The 17,906-nt window shown below is 68.8% G+C and carries 16 protein-coding genes; 12 read left to right on the top strand and 4 right to left on the bottom strand.

Annotation, left to right across the window (positions count from 1 at the left end; all coding sequences use genetic code 11):
* Positions 1-10: 10 nt before the first annotated feature.
* On the top strand, positions 11-1,594 hold the full coding sequence (locus JIX55_RS11285; RefSeq protein WP_257563164.1) for an ABC transporter substrate-binding protein: 1,584 nt from the start codon (positions 11-13) through the stop codon (positions 1,592-1,594).
* Positions 1,595-1,710: 116 nt separating this feature from the next.
* Here the strand turns inward: JIX55_RS11285 and JIX55_RS11280 are convergent, their stop codons facing one another.
* Positions 1,711-2,382 (bottom strand): response regulator, encoded by a 672-nt coding sequence (locus JIX55_RS11280; RefSeq protein ID WP_257563163.1) that lies wholly within the window; start codon positions 2,380-2,382, stop codon positions 1,711-1,713.
* Between the two features lie 15 nt (positions 2,383-2,397).
* Positions 2,398-3,321, bottom strand: coding sequence for a RecB family exonuclease (locus tag JIX55_RS11275; protein ID WP_257563162.1), 924 nt, complete (start codon positions 3,319-3,321; stop codon positions 2,398-2,400).
* A 218-nt stretch (positions 3,322-3,539) separates the two neighbouring features.
* On the opposite strand from JIX55_RS11275, the gene JIX55_RS11270 reads away from it, so the two are divergent.
* The 3 genes from JIX55_RS11270 to JIX55_RS11260 all read left to right on the top strand — a co-directional run bounded on the left by JIX55_RS11270 (position 3,540) and on the right by JIX55_RS11260 (position 7,091).
* Complete coding sequence (locus tag JIX55_RS11270; RefSeq protein ID WP_257563161.1) at positions 3,540-5,216, top strand: site-2 protease family protein; 1,677 nt, start codon at positions 3,540-3,542, stop codon at positions 5,214-5,216.
* 146 nt (positions 5,217-5,362) lie between these two features.
* Complete coding sequence (locus JIX55_RS11265; protein WP_257563160.1) at positions 5,363-6,265, top strand: tRNA (adenine-N1)-methyltransferase; 903 nt, start codon at positions 5,363-5,365, stop codon at positions 6,263-6,265.
* A 250-nt stretch (positions 6,266-6,515) separates the two neighbouring features.
* On the top strand, positions 6,516-7,091 hold the full coding sequence (locus JIX55_RS11260) for a hypothetical protein (RefSeq protein WP_257563159.1): 576 nt from the start codon (positions 6,516-6,518) through the stop codon (positions 7,089-7,091).
* 90 nt (positions 7,092-7,181) lie between these two features.
* Here JIX55_RS11260 and JIX55_RS11255 read toward each other — a convergent pair whose 3' ends face one another.
* Positions 7,182-7,487 carry a ferredoxin gene (locus JIX55_RS11255; protein ID WP_257563158.1) on the bottom strand — a complete coding sequence of 102 codons (306 nt, stop codon included), beginning with the start codon at positions 7,485-7,487 and terminating at the stop codon, positions 7,182-7,184.
* A gap of 245 nt (positions 7,488-7,732) precedes the next feature.
* Between JIX55_RS11255 and arc the strand changes: the two genes are divergently transcribed.
* The 6 genes from arc to prcA all read left to right on the top strand — a co-directional run bounded on the left by arc (position 7,733) and on the right by prcA (position 13,887).
* Positions 7,733-9,499 (top strand): proteasome ATPase, encoded by a 1,767-nt coding sequence (arc, locus tag JIX55_RS11250; protein WP_257563157.1) that lies wholly within the window; start codon positions 7,733-7,735, stop codon positions 9,497-9,499.
* A 234-nt stretch (positions 9,500-9,733) separates the two neighbouring features.
* Complete coding sequence (gene dop, locus JIX55_RS11245; RefSeq protein WP_443046402.1) at positions 9,734-11,245, top strand: depupylase/deamidase Dop; 1,512 nt, start codon at positions 9,734-9,736, stop codon at positions 11,243-11,245.
* Positions 11,246-11,434: 189 nt separating this feature from the next.
* Positions 11,435-11,650: a ubiquitin-like protein Pup gene (locus tag JIX55_RS11240; RefSeq protein ID WP_030606474.1), complete on the top strand. Its 216-nt coding sequence runs from the start codon at positions 11,435-11,437 to the stop codon at positions 11,648-11,650.
* A gap of 191 nt (positions 11,651-11,841) precedes the next feature.
* On the top strand, positions 11,842-12,285 hold the full coding sequence (locus JIX55_RS11235; protein WP_306820111.1) for an endonuclease VII domain-containing protein: 444 nt from the start codon (positions 11,842-11,844) through the stop codon (positions 12,283-12,285).
* Positions 12,237-13,082, top strand: a complete 846-nt coding sequence (gene prcB / locus JIX55_RS11230; RefSeq protein WP_257563156.1) for a proteasome subunit beta — start codon at positions 12,237-12,239, stop codon at positions 13,080-13,082. Before JIX55_RS11235 ends, prcB begins: the two co-directional genes overlap by 49 nt.
* A gap of 67 nt (positions 13,083-13,149) precedes the next feature.
* Complete coding sequence (prcA, locus tag JIX55_RS11225; protein WP_257563155.1) at positions 13,150-13,887, top strand: proteasome subunit alpha; 738 nt, start codon at positions 13,150-13,152, stop codon at positions 13,885-13,887.
* A 161-nt stretch (positions 13,888-14,048) separates the two neighbouring features.
* On the opposite strand, the gene JIX55_RS11220 is transcribed toward prcA, so the two are convergent.
* The gene (locus JIX55_RS11220) at positions 14,049-15,098 is read right to left on the bottom strand and encodes a LacI family DNA-binding transcriptional regulator (protein WP_257563154.1); all 1,050 of its coding nucleotides are present in this window, start codon (positions 15,096-15,098) and stop codon (positions 14,049-14,051) included.
* A 108-nt stretch (positions 15,099-15,206) separates the two neighbouring features.
* Between JIX55_RS11220 and JIX55_RS11215 the strand changes: the two genes are divergently transcribed.
* Together JIX55_RS11215 and pafA are read left to right on the top strand one after the other, a co-directional pair.
* Positions 15,207-16,466: an MFS transporter gene (locus JIX55_RS11215; RefSeq protein WP_257563153.1), complete on the top strand. Its 1,260-nt coding sequence runs from the start codon at positions 15,207-15,209 to the stop codon at positions 16,464-16,466.
* A 9-nt stretch (positions 16,467-16,475) separates the two neighbouring features.
* Positions 16,476-17,837 carry a Pup--protein ligase gene (pafA, locus tag JIX55_RS11210; protein WP_013004876.1) on the top strand — a complete coding sequence of 454 codons (1,362 nt, stop codon included), beginning with the start codon at positions 16,476-16,478 and terminating at the stop codon, positions 17,835-17,837.
* Positions 17,838-17,906 lie beyond the last annotated feature (69 nt).

Genomic DNA, 17,906 nt, shown 5'->3' with positions numbered 1-17,906 from the left:
GCACTCATACGTGAACATGCGCACCCAGTGGCCCGTCCTGACCATCGCGACTGGGCTTGCCGCCGGCCTGCTGACCGGTTGCGGCTCCGAATCGGGGGGATCCGGGGACTCCGGCTCCAACGTGGTGATGGGGATGTCCGAAGACGTCCCGGCCACCGACCCCGCCTCCGGCTACGACCCCGGATCCTGGCTCCTCTTCAACAACGTCTTCCAGTCCCTGCTGAGCTTCCCCAACGGTGCCACCGAGCCCGAACCGGACCTCGCCGAGGAGTGCTCCTTCACGGGCAGCGGCACCACGGTCTACGAGTGCACCCTCAAGGACGGCCTGAAGTTCAGCAACGGTGAGGCGCTCACCGCGAAGGACGTCAAGTTCTCCTTCGACCGCATGCTGAAGATCAACGACGACGCCGGTCCCGCGATCATGTTCCCCATGCTCGACAAGGTCGAGACACCGGACGACAAGACCGTCCGCTTCGCCCTCAAGTACGCCGACGCCACCTTCCCCAGCAAGATAGCCTCCGGCGCCGGCTCGATCGTCGACGAGAGCTCCTACGACGCCGACGGCCTCCGCGAGGACGGCAAGGCGGTCGGCTCCGGCCCCTACAAGCTGGAGTCCTTCGGCGAGGACGAGGCCGTCTTCTCCGTCAACGAGAACTACGAGGGCACCGCCGACGTCGAGAACGAGGGCGTCACCCTCAAGTTCTTCCACGGCGACCAGGAAGCCCTGAAGAAGGCCCTGCTGGAGGGGGACCTCGACATCGCCTACCGCGGCCTCGGCGCGGGCGACATCTCCGACATCGAGACCGACACCTCCACCGCCGACGGCATCGACATCGTCGACGGCACCGGCGCCGAGGTCCAGCACCTCGTCTTCAACATGGACGACCCGGTCACCGGCAAGCTCGGCGTCCGCCAGGCCATCGCCCACCTCCTCGACCGCGACGCCCTCGTCAACGAGGTCTACCAGGGCACCGCCACACCGCTGTACTCGATCATCCCGGCCGGCATCACCGGCCACAACACGGCCTTCTTCGACACCTACGGCGCCCGCCCCTCCCAGGACAAGGCCGAGGCCGCGCTGCGCGCCGACGGCATCACCGACAAGGTCGAACTGACCCTCTGGTCCACGCCGACGCGCTACGGCCCCTCCACCGACCAGGAGTTGGAGGCCATCGCCAAGCAGCTCAACGACAGCGGGCTGTTCGACGCGAAGGTGAAGTCCGTCGCCTTCGACCAGTACGAGAAGGACATCGCCGCCGGCAAGTACGGCGTGTACGTGAAGGGCTGGATCCCGGACTACCCGGACCCCGACAACTTCACCAGTCCCTTCTTCGGCAAGGACAACGTGCTGGGCAACAACTACGCCAACGACACCATCACCGGTGAACTCCTCACGGCGACCGCCGCCCAGAGCGAGCGCTCCTCCACGGAGAAGGAGTACGCCGAACTGCAGAACATCGTCGCCGCCGAGGTCCCCCTCCTCCCCATCTGGCAGGCCAAGCAGTACGCCGTCGTCCGCGACAACGTGTACGGCCTGGAGTACTGCCTGGACGCGTCGACCGTCTTCCGCTTCTGGGAGATCAGCAAGGGCTGACGCCGGCCCGGGCTGACGCCGACAGCCCCCGTACGACCGAGGGCGCCCTCTTCGCAGGAAGAGGGCGCCCTCGGCGCGTTGTCACGGCGGCTGTCGTGGCGCTGCCGTCGGCTCGGCTATTGCGCGCCGGGGCGCACCAACCCGCTCTCGTACGCGTACACCGCCGCCTGCACCCGGTCACGCAGCCCCAACTTGGTCAGCACATGACCCACATGCGTCTTGACCGTGGTCTCGCTGACGAACAGATCGGCGGCGATCTCCGCGTTCGACAGACCCCGGGCCACCAGCTTCAGCACCTCGACCTCACGGTCGGTCAGCGTGTGCAACGTGTTCGGCACCGGCTCGTCGCCCGACGGCAGATGCTCCGCGTACTTGTCGAGGAGCCGACGCGTGATGCTCGGCGCGAGCATCGCCTCCCCGTTGGCCACCACCCGGATCGCCTGCACCAGCTCATCGGCCGGCGCGTCCTTGAGCAGAAACCCGCTGGCACCCGCCCGCAGCGCCTCCACCACGTACTCGTCGAGATCGAACGTGGTCAGCACCAGCACCTTCGCCGGACCGTCCCGCCCGGGCCCGGTGATCTGTCGGGTCGCCTCCACCCCGTCCATCCGGGGCATACGGATGTCCATCAGAACCACATCGGGCTGCAACGCCCGCACCTGGTCGAGCGCCTGAAGGCCGTCCCCGGCCTCCCCGACGACCGCGAGATCCTGCTCCGCCTCCAGAATCATCCGGAACCCGGTACGCAGCAGCGGCTGGTCGTCGACCAGTAGGACGCGGATGGCCACGAAAGTCTCCTTCGGCTAGTCCGGGCCCATTCTGCCCTGCCCTTCGACCACCGACTCGGGTGACCTCACCTGGAGGGGGTACGGCGGGGGAGTGCCGCCGAATTCCGGACATACCGACTGGTGGTCGCACCAGCCGCACAGCTTGGTCGGCCGCGGCCGCCACTCACCGCTCTCCGTGGCCAGCCGGATCGCTTCCCACAGCGCGAGCAGCTTCCGCTCCACCCGCTCCAGATCCGCCACCACCGGGTCGTACGTCAGCACGTCCCCACTGCCGAGATAGACGAGCTGGAGCCGGCGCGGCACGACCTGCTTCAGCCGCCACACCACCAGGGCGTAGAACTTCATCTGGAACAGCGCGCCCTCGGCGTACTCGGGTCTCGGCGCCTTGCCCGTCTTGTAGTCGACGATCCGCACCTCACCCGTGGGCGCCACGTCCACCCGGTCGATGATCCCGCGCAGCCTGAGCCCCGAGTCCAGCTCCGCCTCCACGAACAACTCCCGCTCGGCGGGCTCCAGACGCGTCGGGTCCTCCAACGTGAACCAGCGCTCCACCAGCCGCTCGGCCTCGGCCAGCCAGCGTGCCAGCCGCTCCCCCTCCGGGTCGTCCGCGAACAGCTCCACGACCTCCGGCCTGCTCTCGCGCAGCCGGTCCCACTGCCCGGGCACCAGCGACCTGGCCCGCGGCGCCGTCCGCTCGGCCGCCGGGACGTCGAAGAGTCTCTCCAGCACCGCGTGCACCAGCGTGCCGCGCGTCGCCGCCTCGCTCGGCTTCTCGGGCAGCCGGTCGATCACCCGGAACCGGTACAGCAGGGGGCACTGCATGAAGTCACTGGCGCGCGAGGGCGACAGCGAGGCAGGCGGCGCGGCGGCCCGCACGGCAGGACGATCGCCCTCGCCGCCCACGGGGACGGTGCCGGTGCCGTCGGTGCTGGTTTCCATGACCACAGACCATACGACCCACCACTGACAGTGACAGCCACGGACCCGTCCGACCGCCCGGCGCCGCAGCACACGTCAACACCCGTGTGCCTCGCGCGACGCGGGGGAAAACAGAGGGGGTGCCGGGGCGGAACGGACCCCGGCGACCACATAGCATCGACCGCAGACCCTTCCGCCCGGCCACCGGGCGCGGAAGACGCTTCGAACGAGGGGACATCGTGGAGACGAGCGGCGGGAGCGGGCAGCCGCGGTCCGGCAGCGACGAGGCGCCCGAGCGCGCGCACGGCGACGTGAACGGGACCCCGGCGGAAAGTGGCGCCCCCACCCCGGCCGAGTCCCGCCGCGACGCAGGCGAGCCCGACGGCGCCTCCTCGACGCACCCCGAGGCCCCCCGAGCCTCCGACGCTCCCCAGGACACCGGTGACCCCGTAGCACCGGGCGGCAAGACTTCCGCCGACGCGGACGCGGACGCCGACGCCGTGAAGCCGTCGGAAGCCCCTGCGCCGGAGCCGTCGGAAACCCCTGCGCCTGAGCCGTCGAAGACCTCGGCGGACAACTCGTCGGAAGCCCCGGTGCACAACCCGTCGCCCGACCCGGAGAACAAGCCGCCCACGGACTCCACGACCCCGGTGACCCCGGCGAACCCGGACAAGGCGCCGGCGGACGAGCAGGCGCGCACGGCCACCTCCCCGCGCCCCCACGTCCACCCGGAGGTCGCACCCAAGCCCCCCGAGCGCCCCAAGGAGCCCGGCGGCGGCATCCTCATGGGCCGCCCCTTCGGCGTACCCGTGTACGTCGCGCCCAGCTGGTTCCTCGTCGCGGCCCTGATCACCTGGGTATTCGGCGGTCAGCTCGACCGCGTCCTGCCCGAGCTCGGCGCCGCCCGCTACCTGGTCTCCCTCTTCTTCGCGGTCGCCTTCTACGCCTCCGTACTCGTCCACGAACTCGCGCACACCGTCGCCGCCCTGCGCTTCAAACTGCCCGTGCGCCGCATCCAGCTCCAGTTCTTCGGCGGCGTCTCGGAGATCGAGAAGGAGTCCGAGACCCCCGGCCGCGAGTTCGTCCTGGCCTTCGTCGGCCCCCTGCTCTCCCTGATCCTCGCGGGCGTCTTCTACGTCGCACTGCTGGCCGTCGAGCCGGGCACCGTCCCCGGCGTACTGCTCGCCGGCCTGATGATCTCCAACCTGATCGTCGCCGCGTTCAACCTGCTGCCCGGCCTGCCCCTCGACGGCGGCCGCATGCTCCGCGCCGTCGTCTGGAAGATCACCGGCAAGCCGATGACCGGCACGATCGCCGCCGCCTGGGTCGGCCGCGCCCTCGCCGTCGCCGTCCTCATCGGACTCCCGCTGCTCACCCAGTCCGGACTGCTCGGCTCCGCCGCCGAGGACAGCGTCGGCATGGACACCGTCCTGGACGCCCTGCTCGCCGCGATCCTCGCCGCGATCATCTGGACCGGCGCCGGCAACAGCCTCCGCATGGCCCGCCTGCGCGAACACCTCCCCGAACTCCAGGCCCGCGCCCTCACCCGTCGCGCGGTCCCCGTCGAGACCGACACCCCCCTCTCCGAGGCCCTGCGCCGCGCCAACGAAGCCGGCGCCCGCGCCCTCGTCGTCGTCGACCCCGACGGCGAACCCCTCTCCCTCGTCCGCGAGGCCGCCATCGTCGGCGTCCCCGAACACCGCCGCCCCTGGGTAGCCGTCGGCGGCCTCGCCCAGGACCTCACCGACGGCATGCGCGTCTCCGCGGAACTGGCAGGCGAAGCCCTCCTCGAAGCCCTCCGCGCGGCCCCGGCCACCGAGTACCTGGTGGTGGAGGAGTCGGGCGAGATCTACGGCGTCCTGTCGGCGGCGGACGTGGAGCGAGCGTTCGTCAAGGCAATGGCAAGGCCCAGCTGAGCGCCCCTCAAGGGGCACGGGCCTGTCCGATATGCGGCTCCGCCACGTGGGCGCGACCAGCCACGACGAACCCGCGATGACCCATGGACCCCAGCGCGCCGAGACCGTGGTCGGCAGCCCTCCGAAACGCCGGTAGGCTGACTCACATGTCCGAACCGACCGGTGCCGCCCGCCGTCGCGGGCCCTTCAAGGTCGGGGACCAGGTCCAGCTCACCGACCCCAAGGGACGCCACTACACGTTCACGCTCGAAGAGGGAAAGAACTTCCACACCCACAAGGGTTCCTTCCCGCACGACGAGCTGATCGGCGCTCCCGAGGGCAGTGTTGTCCGCACCACGGGGAACGTCGCCTACCTGGCGCTGCGACCCCTGCTCCCCGACTACGTCCTGTCCATGCCCCGCGGCGCCGCCGTGGTCTACCCCAAGGACGCGGGGCAGATCCTGGCCTTCGCCGACATCTTCCCCGGCGCCCGCGTCGTCGAGGCCGGCGTCGGCTCCGGCTCGCTCAGCAGCTTCCTGCTGCGCGCCATCGGCGACCAGGGCATGCTGCACAGCTACGAGCGCCGCGCGGACTTCGCCGAGATCGCCCAGGCGAACGTGGAGCGCTACTTCGGCGGCCCGCACCCCGCCTGGCAGCTCACCGTCGGCGACCTCCAGGACAACCTGAGCGACACCGACGTGGACCGCGTCATCCTCGACATGCTCGCCCCCTGGGAGTGCCTGGAGGCCGTCTCCAAGTCCCTCGTCCCCGGCGGCATCCTCTGCTGCTACGTCGCGACCACCACCCAGCTCGCCCGGACCGTCGAGTCCATCCGCGAGATCGGCTGCTTCAACGAGCCGACCGCCTGGGAGTCGATGATCCGCAACTGGCACATCGAGGGCCTCGCCGTCCGCCCGGACCACCGGATGATCGGCCACACCGGCTTCCTGCTCACCGCCCGTCGCCTCGCCGACGGCGTCGAGCCGCCCATGCGCCGCCGCCGCCCCGCCAAGGGCGCATACGGTGAGGACTACGCCGGCCCCAACGCCGACGGCGGCAGCGGCCGCTGAACCCCGACCCACCCGGTGAGCGGCCCCGCGCCGCCCACCCGTCACCGTAGGCGGCCGCCCGCCGCATACAACGCGCCCTCGACCTGGCCGAGTTCCCAGCAGCACCCGGGAACTCGGCCACGTCGTTCTCCCGTTGACGCGCCACCAGAAAGCTGCGGGAACCACGTACCCCGCCGTTCCACGGCCACTGTGACGTGTGGCACCATGCGGGTCATCCCCACCGGCACAGCACCCTCAGGAGACGCTCCTAGTGCAGCAATCCGCCGTCCCGGAACTGGCCCACGCGCACACCCGGCCCATCCACTGGCTCGCCACGGCCACCGCACTCGCCGGAGTCATGGCCCTGTCGTCCGCCCTCCAGCCCGACGCGGCGAGAGCGGCCCAGCCCGGCCCGCAGGCCCAGCCGGCCCCGGCCGTCGTGGCGGCCCCCGACCCCACCGAGGTGGACCTCCCCCTCGACTGCGGACCCGTCGGGATCGTCGTGAAGCAGAAGCGCTCCGGAGACCTCGACGGAGACGGCCGCCCGGAGACCGTGGCCGTCGTGCACTGCGACGCCAGCATGGGCACCCCGCCCGACGGCGTGTACGTCCTCACCCGCTCCACCGACGCCGCGCAGCCCCGGGTCGTCGCCACCCTCGTGAACCCCAAGGACCGCAAGACCGTCACCGACTTCGCCCTCCGTGACGCCGTCGTCACCGCGACCTTGCACGGCTACTCGTCGGCCGACGTGCCCAACTGCTGCCCGGACGTGACGGACCCCGTCAAGTGGCAATGGAAGAACGGGGCGTTCGTGCGCTCGACGCCCGCCGGAACACAAAGCGTCTGACACCGCCCGCCGGAAGACGAACGGGAAGTGATCACCCGGCAAACCCGGTGTGAGAAAGCAGACACGGGGCGACGCGGAGTGTCCGCCGGGTCACTCCGCGTCAGGCCCGAAGACCTCGACCCTGTCCGAAACCCGACGTACGTGGATGCACTCGCCCGGACACTCCTTCGCGGAGTCCACCACATCCGTGAGAAGCGGCAGCGGAACGGGCGTTGTGGCCCCCGGGGCCTGCAACAACTCGTCGCCCGGACTCTTCACATAGGCCAGTCCGTCGATGTCCAGCTCGAACACCTCGGGCGCGTACTGGACGCAGATGCCGTCGCCGGTGCACAGGTCCTGGTCGATCCAGACCTCGAGCGCCTCGCCCTTGGCTCCGGCCTCCTGCTGCACGGTCATCTCTCCTGCCGTTTCATTCGTCGAGCCGGTCGGGAACGATGCAGGCTCTGACGGGTGTTGAACACTTCGACCCTACCTGGGGCGGCTTCCCAAGCATGTTCGGTGGGTATTCCCCTGGCGTGAGGGAGAGCGCAAGGGTGAAGATCGGACACACCCCGACAGTCTTTGTGATCTAGGGGTTTCAATCGACACCCACCCAGGTAGGGTCTGGAAGCGTCCAGCTCCCCTTGGAGGAGGTGAGGACCGTGGCAGCCCACGACGACGACATGAACCGCGGCATCCGCCCGGGACGAGGGTCCGACGACCCGGCCGGGCAGATTGCCTACCTTGAGCAGGAGATCGCCGTCCTGCGACGCAAGCTCGCCGACTCTCCGCGACACACGAGGATTCTCGAAGAGCGGATCGTCGAGCTGCAGACCAATCTGGCCGGCGTGTCCGCACAGAACGAGCGGCTCGCCAACACGCTCCGTGAGGCCCGCGACCAGATCGTGGCCCTCAAGGAAGAAGTCGACCGGCTCGCGCAGCCGCCGGCCGGCTTCGGTGTCTTCCTCACGGCGAACGAGGACGGCACGGCCGACATCTTCACCGGGGGCCGAAAGCTCCGGGTGAACGTCAGCCCGAGCGTCGACCTGGAAGAGCTCCGGCGCGGCCAGGAAGTAATGCTCAACGAAGCGCTCAACGTGGTCGAGGCCATGGAGTACGAGCGCGTCGGGGACATCGTCACCCTCAAGGAGATCCTCGAGGACGGCGAGCGAGCCCTGGTACTCGGGCACACCGACGAGGAACGGGTGGTACGGCTCGCCGAGCCGCTGCTGGACGTCACCATCCGCCCCGGCGACGCCCTCCTGCTCGAACCCCGCTCCGGCTACGTCTACGAGGTCGTCCCCAAGAGCGAGGTCGAGGAACTCGTCCTCGAAGAGGTCCCGGACATCGGCTACGAGCAGATCGGTGGCCTCGGCAACCAGATCGAGATGATCCGCGACGCGGTCGAGCTCCCCTACCTCTACCCGGACCTGTTCAAGGAGCACGAACTGCGCCCACCCAAGGGCGTCCTCCTCTACGGACCCCCCGGATGCGGCAAGACGCTCATCGCCAAGGCCGTGGCCAACTCGCTGGCCAAGAAGGTCGCCGAAGTGACCGGCCAGGCCCAGGGCAAGAGCTTCTTCCTCAACATCAAGGGCCCCGAGCTCCTCAACAAGTACGTCGGTGAGACCGAGCGGCAGATCCGCCTCGTCTTCCAGCGCGCCAGGGAGAAGGCCAGCGAGGGCACCCCCGTCATCGTCTTCTTCGACGAGATGGAATCCCTCTTCCGCACCCGCGGCTCCGGCGTCAGCTCGGACGTGGAGAACACCATCGTCCCGCAGCTGCTCGCCGAGATCGACGGTGTGGAAGGCCTGCAGAACGTCGTGGTCATCGGCGCCTCCAACCGCGAGGACATGATCGACCCCGCGATCCTGCGCCCCGGCCGCCTCGACGTGAAGATCAAGATCGAGCGTCCGGACGCCGAAGCGGCCAAGGACATCTTCCAGAAGTACCTCACCGAGCGCCTCCCGCTGCACACGGACGACCTCGGCGAACACGGCGGCTCCAAGGCCACCACCGTCCAGAGCATGATCCAGACGGCAGTGGAACACATGTACGCCGAAACCGAGGAAAACCGCTTCCTGGAAGTCACCTACGCCAACGGAGACAAGGAAGTCCTCTACTTCAAGGACTTCAACTCCGGCGCCATGATCGAGAACATCGTCGGGCGTGCCAAGAAAATGGCGATCAAGGACTTCCTCGACAAGAACCAGAAGGGCCTCCGCGTCTCCCACCTGCTCCAGGCCTGCGTGGACGAGTTCAAGGAGAATGAGGACCTGCCCAACACCACCAACCCGGACGACTGGGCCCGAATCTCCGGAAAGAAGGGCGAACGGATCGTCTACATCCGTACGCTGATCACCGGAAAGCAGGGTGCCGACACCGGACGCTCCATCGACACGGTGGCGAACACCGGGCAGTACCTGTAAAAGACAGGGCGGCTGCGGGTGCCCTCAGTGGGTACCCGCAGTCGACTGTTTTTCAGGTAAAGGCCGGAGCAAGGCAATGACGCAAATGATCTCCCCACCAGCGCAGAGCCGTTCTAGGCTCTTTCGTACCGCCGAGTCGCGCAGTGCGGGGACGGGCACCGCACACGCACCGGAGCGCCAGCGGTACTTGAGCAGCGTCCCCGACCGAGGGCGCCGCCGGGCAAGGAGGGCCGCATGACCGTACGGCGAGTAATGGGCATCGAGACGGAGTACGGGATCTCCGTCCCCGGCCACCCCAATGCCAATGCCATGCTCACCTCGTCCCAGATCGTCAACGCCTACGCCGCGGCGATGCACCGGGCCCGCCGGGCCCGCTGGGACTTCGAGGAGGAGAACCCGCTGCGGGACGCGCGAGGCTTCGACCTCGCCCGCGAGGCCGCCGACTCCAGCCAGCTCACCGACGAGGACATCGGCCTCGCCAATGTCATCCTCACCAACGGCGCGCGGCTCTACGTCGACCACGCACACCCCGAATACAGCGCCCCCGAGGTCACGAACCCGATGGACGCCGTCCTCTGGGACAAGGCCGGCGAACGCATCATGGCCGAGGCCGCCGAACGCGCCGCCCAGCTCCCCGGCGCCCAGCCGATCCACCTCTACAAGAACAACACCGACAACAAGGGCGCCTCCTACGGCACGCACGAGAACTACCTGATGAAGCGGGAGACCCCCTTCTCGGACATCGTGCGCCACCTCACGCCGTTCTTCGTCTCCCGCCAGGTCTTCGCCGGAGCGGGCCGCGTCGGCATCGGCCAGGACGGCCACGAACACGGCTTCCAGCTCAGCCAGCGCGCCGACTACTTCGAGGTCGAGGTCGGCCTGGAGACGACGCTGAAGCGCCCGATCATCAACACCAGGGACGAGCCGCACGCGGACGCGGAGAAGTACCGCCGACTCCACGTGATCATCGGCGACGCGAACCTGTCGGAGATCTCCACCTACCTCAAGCTGGGCACGACGGCCCTGGTGCTGTCCATGATCGAGGACGGCTTCATCGCGGTCGACCTCGCCGTCGACCAGCCGGTCCGCACCCTCCACCAGGTCTCCCATGACCCGTCCCTGCAACGCCTCGTCACCCTCCGCAGCGGCCGCACCCTGACCGCCGTACAACTCCAGATGGAGTACTACGAGCTGTCGCGCAAGTACGTGGAGGAGCGCTTCGGGGCCGACGCCGACGACCAGACCAAGGACGTCCTGAGCAGGTGGGAGGACACCCTCAACCGGCTGGAGAACGACCCGATGAGCCTGTCCGGAGAACTGGACTGGGTCGCCAAGCGGGAGCTGATGGAGGGCTACCGGCGCCGCGACGACCTCGACTGGGATGCCGCCAGGCTGCACCTCGTCGACCTCCAGTACGCCGACGTACGCGCCGAGAAGGGCCTCTACAACCGTCTCGCGGCCCGCGGCAAGATGAAGCGGCTCCTGGACGAGGCGGACGTCGAACGGGCCCGTACGAAGCCGCCGGAGGACACCCGCGCGTACTTCCGCGGCCGCTGTCTGGAGCAGTACGCCGACGACGTCGCGGCGGCCTCCTGGGACTCGGTGATCTTCGATCTCCCGGGCCGGGATTCGCTCCAGCGCGTCCCAACCCTCGAACCGCTTCGCGGAACGCGAAATCACGTCAAGGAGCTCCTGGACCGCTGCCGCACGGCAGAAGACCTGGTCAGGGTCCTGTCCGGCGGCTGATCCAGGGTTCACCCCTGATCAGCTGGGCAGGGTGGAAACAGCGGCGTCCGGGAATCATCGAGGTGGTCCCCGGACGTTGTGGAAACGACGGGGCCAATGTCAGATCCGGCTTGTAGGGTCTGATCATCACCGATCGGCAGGAAAGCCGACCTGCCGACCATGTCGGGCGAACTGAGCGGGGTGAGGGTTATGGCGACCAAGGACACCGGCGGCGGCCAGCAGAAGGCCACGCGTTCCACCGAAGAGGTCGAGGAAGCACCCGAGGCGCAGGCTTCGGAGGACCTCAAGGAGCGGCAGGAGAAGCTGAGCGACGACGTGGACTCGGTTCTCGACGAAATCGATGATGTGCTCGAAGAGAATGCCGAGGATTTCGTGAGGTCATTCGTTCAGAAGGGTGGCCAGTAGGCTGCTTTCGCCTTCGAATTGAAGGTAGACGGGGTGGGTTGGTGGCGGATGAGCATGGGGTGAAGCGCTGCGCGCGGTGTGGCAAGACCAAGCCGCGTGCGGCGTTCGCTCAGAAGCGGTCGAACCTCGACGGATTGCAGCGCCGCTGCCTTGATTGTGCGCATGAGTCGGACCGGAAGCGTCAGCAGGCTATGGGAAGAGTAGTTCCACTACCTGGTGCGGTCCCGGAAGGCAGCAAGCTCTGTCAGGGCTGTGGGGAGATCAAGCCCCACTCCGAATGGCATCGAAAAGGCTCGTCTCCCGATGGTCTGGCGTCGCGCTGCCGAGCTTGTCGTGCGATCGACAACCGGGCAGGTCATCTCATGCGCAAGTACGGTCTAACGCCAGCGGAGTTGGACGAGCTAATTGCCGAGCAGCAGGGCATCTGTTGTATCTGCCTCGCTGCCCCCGCCGAGCATGTGGATCACTGCCACAACACGGGTAGGGTCCGAGGCGTACTGTGCTTCAGCTGCAACGCGGCGCTGGGGCAGTTCAAGGATCGGCCCGACGTCATAAGGCGGGCTGCGACATACGTGGAAGGAAACGCGTGGAAGCCAACACTCGTAGCACCGGGCGTCTACCAGCTGCCTTCCTGACGCCTGGGTCGTCGTCCTTCATGGACTTCCTGTCGGACCACCAGCCGGAGATGCTCCCTGGCAAGCGGCAGCTGCCGCCGACCCAGGGCGTGATCGAGGCCCCGCACGGCACGACGATCGTGGCGGCGACGTTCCCCGGCGGTGTGGTGCTGGCCGGTGACCGCCGGGCCACGATGGGCAACATGATCGCGCAGCGGGACATCGAGAAGGTGTTCCCGGCGGACGAGTACTCGGCGGTGGGTATCGCCGGCACGGCCGGTCTGGCCGTGGAGATGGTGAAGCTGTTCCAGCTGGAGCTGGAGCACTTCGAGAAGGTGGAAGGCGCCCAGCTCTCCCTGGAGGGCAAGGCCAACCGTCTGTCGACCATGATCCGTTCCAACCTGGGCATGGCCATGCAGGGTCTGGCCGTCGTCCCGCTCTTCGCCGGTTTCGACGTCGACCGGGGGAAGGGCCGCATCTTCTCCTACGACGTGACGGGCGGCCGTTCCGAGGAGAGCGGCTTCGCGGCCACCGGCTCCGGCTCGATCTTCGCGCGCGGCGCCATGAAGAAGCTCTTCCGTGCCGACCTCACCGAGGACGAGGCCACGACCCTCGTGATCCAGGCCCTCTACGACGCGGCAGACGACGACTCGGCCACCGGTGGTCCCGATGTCGCCCGCCGGATCTACCCCATCGTCACCGTGATCACCGAGGACGGCTTCCGCCGGCTCACCGACGAGGAGTCCTCCGAGATCGCCCGCTCGATCCTGGAGCGGCGCCTGGAGCAGCCCGACGGCCCGCGCGCCGCGCTGCTCTAGCCGGTCCGGTCGACGGCCCTCTTATCAAGGTGATCCAGTGACTTCGACAGAAAGGGACGGATAACCGGTGTCGACGCCGTTCTATGTCTCACCCCAGCAGGCCATGGCCGACCGGGCGGAGTACGCCCGCAAGGGCATCGCCCGTGGCCGCAGCCTGGTCGTGCTGCAGTATGCCGACGGCATCGTGTTCGTCGGCGAGAACCCGTCCCGCGCGCTGCACAAGTTCAGCGAGATCTACGACCGGATCGGCTTCGCTGCCGCCGGCAAGTACAACGAGTACGAGAACCTGCGGATCGGCGGCGTGCGCTACGCCGATCTCCGTGGTTACACCTACGACCGCGACGATGTGACCGCCCGCGGTCTCGCCAACGTCTACGCCCAGACCCTGGGCACGATCTTCTCCTCGGCGGCCGAGAAGCCGTACGAGGTGGAGCTGGTCGTCGCCGAGGTGGGGGAGACCCCCGAGGGTGACCAGATCTATCGGTTGCCGCATGACGGTTCGATCGTGGACGAGCACGGCTCGGTGGCGGTCGGCGGCAACGCCGAGCAGATCAGCAGCTACCTGGACCAGCGCCACCAGGACGGCATGTCCCTGGCGGAGGCACTCAAGCTCGCCGTCCAGGCCCTGTCCCGCGACACCAACGGCACCCAGCGGGAGATCCCCGCCGAGCGCCTGGAGGTCGCTGTCCTCGACCGCACCCGCCCGCAACAGCGCAAGTTCAAGCGCATCGTCGGCCGCCAACTCGGCCGCTTGCTGGAGATCGACGGCGCCAGCACGGAAGCCGAAAGCGCCGAGGAGGAGTAGACCCCCCGCCTCGAACCCCGCCCGTAGTGCGCCCCGGCCGACCCAGGCCGGGGCGCACGGCATAGAGCGGTATCGGGGGAGGGGGTCGGCGTCGGCCGCGTCCCGAAGCCGAGGGGGTGCGGGGAACGCGCGATCAACGACATACGACGTGCGGATGGTGCTCAGCGGCGCTCAACGGCGCCCGGGCGGAGCCCTCCGGGGGCCCCTGGGGGTGCCGTGGACCCCCGAACCACCAGCTCCACGGGAATATCCCCCTCCGTCGGCGTGCGTCCCTCCAGAACCGCCAGCAGGGCCTCCATCCCCCGCTCCCCGAACAGCTCCGCGTCCAGCCGCACGGTCGTCAGCTCGGGATCGAGCGCCGTGGCGAGGGCCAGGTCGTCCAGCCCTGTCACCGAGACGTCCTCCGGAACCCGCAGCCCCAACCGTCGTACGGCCTTGTACGCGCCGGCCGCCAGCTTGTCGTCGTCGCAGACCAGCGCGGTCGGACGGGCCCCGGCCTCGGTCAGCGCGGCCTCCGCCGCGGCCAGCGCCCCGTCGATGGAGATGGGTGCGGCGGCCGTGCGCAGGGAGGTGCCCGGCATCGAACCCACTCGCGCCGCCAGCTCCCGCGCACGCACGTCGAAGGTCCAGGACGGCACGTCCGCGGCCAGATGCAGAAAGTCGCGGTGCCCCAGTCCGAGCAGATGGTCGGCGACCTGTCGTACGCCGTCCCGGATGTCGAGGTTGACGGTGGCGGCCCCCAGGCTGCCCTGCGGATCGCTGTCCAGCATCACCAGCGGCAGTTGGTCGCCCCGGATCGCGGTGAGCGCGTCCGCGGCCATCGACGAGGCGATCACGCCGTCCAGTGCGGCCTGGGCGGAGGCGAAGGGGTCGCGGGCCGGGCCGACGCCCTCCGGGGACGGATAGAGGACGACGCCGAAGCCGTGCTGGGCGGCGACCCGGGCCGCGCCCGTGTACACGCCCGCGAAGAACTCGGTCGTCAGGGCCGGCACCACGAGGAGCACGGTCCGGGTGCGGCCGAGGCGGAGGTTGCGGGCGGCGAGGTTGGGCCGGTAGCCCAGTTCCCGCGCGGCCTCCCGTACGCGTTCCGCCGTGGTCTCCGAGACACGGCCGCGCCATTTGTCGCCGAGGACCAGGGAGACCGCGGCCTGGGAGACCCCGGCGGCCTGGGCGACGTCACGGCTCGTGGGCCGCGTACTACCTCGTGCCACCGTCGGCCTGCTCCCTCGTCTGGACTCGCGGACAGGGCACATGGTACGTATGACGGCGGACGTTATACGTAACACCTCACTCGTCGAGAGCCCATCGAGAGGCAGGACATGGCCGCCGGATATCTCGAGATCCTCAGGACACGGCACGCCGCGCGGCTGCTCGCCGGAACGCTGGTGGGCCGGCTGCCGAACATCACCGCCACGATCACGATCGTGCTCTTCGTCCGCGCGCAGGGCGGCACCTACAGTCTCGCGGGCGCGCTGGCGGCCGTGTACGGCGTCGCCAACGCGGTCGGACAGCCGCTGCTCGGGCGGCTCGTGGACCTCCACGGACAGCCGCGCGTGCAGCTGCCGGCGGCTGTCGTCTCCGCCCTCGCCATGACCGTCTTCGCCCTCTTCGGGCTGGACCCGCTGCCGGTGGCGTATCTCGCCATGGCGGTCGCCGGGCTGTTCACGCCTCCTCTGGAGGGCGGGCTGCGGGCCCTGTGGTCCTCCGTCCTGCGCAAGGAGGAGCAGGTGCACACGGCGTATGCGATGGACGCCGTGGCCCAGGAGGTCATGTTCACCGTCGGGCCGCTGATGGTGACCCTGTGCGTGGCGCTGTGGTCGGCGTCGGCCGCGCTCGTGGTGCTCAGTGTCATCGGGGTGCTCGGCGCTCTCTGGGTGGTCGTCTCGCCGCCGTCGCGGGCCTGGCGCTCCGCTCCGCGCGAGGCCCACTGGCTGGGCGCGCTGCGCTCGCCCGGGTTGCTGGCGCTTCTCGGCGCGTTCCTCTTCGTCGGTATCGCGCTCGGCTCGATCACCGTCGCGGCCGCCTCGTACGCGGACGGCAACGGCGGGGACGCCGTGTACGGCTGGCTGATGGCGGGCGTCGGGCTGGGTGCGCTCGTGGGTGGTACGGCGTACGGCGCGCGGCAGTGGAGCGGGGCTCCGGAGCGTCGTCTCCAGGTGCTGGTGGCGCTTCTGGCGGTCTGTTACGTGCCGCTGACGCTGATGCCCGGTCCGGTCGGCATGACGGGGCTCACGACGCTCGCGGGTGTGTTCCTGGCGCCCGCCATCGCCTGTGCGTTCGTCCTCGTCGACAGGCACGCGCCGCGCGGCACGGTCACCGAGGCGTTCTCGTGGATCGTGACGACGTTCACCGTCGGCCAGTCGGTGGGCACGGGGGTCGCGGGACCCGTCGTCGAGTGGGGCGGGACGCTGTCGGGTTTCGTCGTGCCGGGTGCCGCGGGGGCCGTGTCGTTGCTGGTTCTGCTGGCCACCGGGCGGGTTCTCGCTGTTCCTTCCGAGGGTGCGGTGGTCGCGGTCTCATCGGAAAATGATCCAAACCGTGCTGTCGAACCCCGTTTCAGCTCGGTGGATCGGGCGTAATGTTCAGTCATGGACCGCCGCATTTTCGGGCTGGAGAACGAGTACGGCGTCACGTGCACGTTCAGGGGACAGCGCCGTCTGTCTCCTGACGAGGTGGCGCGGTACCTCTTCCGCCGTGTCGTGTCATGGGGCCGCAGCAGCAATGTGTTTCTGCGGAACGGGGCCCGCCTCTATCTCGACGTGGGCTCACATCCGGAATACGCGACACCCGAATGTGACAACGTGACCGAACTGGTCACTCACGACAAGGCCGGCGAGCGCATTCTCGAAGGACTGCTGGTCGACGCCGAACGCCGCCTGCACGAGGAGGGAATCGCGGGCGACGTCTACCTCTTCAAGAACAACACGGACTCGGCGGGCAACTCATACGGTTGCCATGAGAACTATCTGGTGGCCCGGCACGGGGAGTTCTCCCGTCTCGCGGACATCCTGATTCCGTTCCTCGTCACCCGGCAGCTGCTGTGCGGCGCGGGCAAGGTATTGCAGACCCCGCGTGGTGCGGTGTACTGCGTGAGCCAGCGCGCGGAGCACATCTGGGAGGGCGTCAGCTCGGCGACCACCCGCTCCCGGCCGATCATCAACACCCGCGACGAGCCGCACGCGGACGCCGAGCGGTACCGCCGTCTCCACGTCATCGTGGGCGACTCGAACATGTCCGAGACGACCATGCTGCTCAAGGTCGGTGCCACCGACCTCGTGCTGCGCATGATCGAGGCGGGCACGGTCATGCGCGACCTCACCCTGGAGAACCCGATCCGGGCGATCCGCGAGGTCAGCCATGACATCACCGGCCGTCGCAAGGTGCGGCTGGCCAGCGGCCGTGAGGCCTCCGCGCTGGAGGTGCAGCGCGAGTACTACGAGAAGGCCGTGGACTTCGTCGAGCGCCGCGGCATCCGTACGGGCACCGTCGAGCAGGTCCTGGAGCTGTGGGGCCGCACGCTGGACGCGATCGAGGCCGAGGACCTCGACCGGATCGGCACCGAAATCGACTGGGTGATGAAGTACAAGCTCATCGAGCGGTACCGCGCCAAGCACAACATGACCATGTCGCATCCGCGGGTCGCGCAGATAGACCTCGCGTATCACGACATCCACCGCCGTCGTGGCCTGTACTACCTCCTGGAGAGGAAAGGCCAAGCCACCCGTATCTGCAATGACTTGAAGATCTTCGAGGGCAAGTCGGTTCCGCCGCAGACCACTCGGGCCCGGCTGCGCGGGGACTTCATCCGGCGCGCCCAGGAACAGCGTCGTGATTTCACGGTCGACTGGGTGCATCTCAAGCTCAACGACCAGGCGCAACGCACCGTGTTGTGCAAGGACCCGTTCCGTTCCGTCGACGACCGGGTGGAGAAGCTGATCGCGGGAATGTGACCTCCGGTTGAGGAAACCGGCCGTGGGCCCCGTACGTTCTCGTACGGGGCCCGTCGCACGCCCTAGAGT

The sequence above is a fragment of the Streptomyces sp. DSM 40750 genome (genome assembly GCF_024612035.1).
GTDB lineage: Bacteria > Actinomycetota > Actinomycetes > Streptomycetales > Streptomycetaceae > Streptomyces.
This window is presented reverse-complemented; position numbering and strand designations above follow the sequence as displayed.

What these genes read in the sequence shown, in the direction of transcription:
- JIX55_RS11240 (WP_030606474.1), top strand. Translation starts at nt 11,435, where the DNA reads ATGGCGACCAAGGACACCGGCGGCGGCCAGCAGAAGGCCACGCGTTCC.
- JIX55_RS11275 (WP_257563162.1), bottom strand. Translation starts at nt 3,321, where the DNA reads ATGGAAACCAGCACCGACGGCACCGGCACCGTCCCCGTGGGCGGCGAG.
- dop (WP_443046402.1), top strand. Translation starts at nt 9,734, where the DNA reads ATGACCGTACGGCGAGTAATGGGCATCGAGACGGAGTACGGGATCTCC.
- JIX55_RS11215 (WP_257563153.1), top strand. Translation starts at nt 15,207, where the DNA reads ATGGCCGCCGGATATCTCGAGATCCTCAGGACACGGCACGCCGCGCGG.
- JIX55_RS11235 (WP_306820111.1), top strand. Translation starts at nt 11,842, where the DNA reads ATGGGAAGAGTAGTTCCACTACCTGGTGCGGTCCCGGAAGGCAGCAAG.
- pafA (WP_013004876.1), top strand. Translation starts at nt 16,476, where the DNA reads ATGGACCGCCGCATTTTCGGGCTGGAGAACGAGTACGGCGTCACGTGC.
- JIX55_RS11265 (WP_257563160.1), top strand. Translation starts at nt 5,363, where the DNA reads ATGTCCGAACCGACCGGTGCCGCCCGCCGTCGCGGGCCCTTCAAGGTC.
- JIX55_RS11255 (WP_257563158.1), bottom strand. Translation starts at nt 7,487, where the DNA reads ATGACCGTGCAGCAGGAGGCCGGAGCCAAGGGCGAGGCGCTCGAGGTC.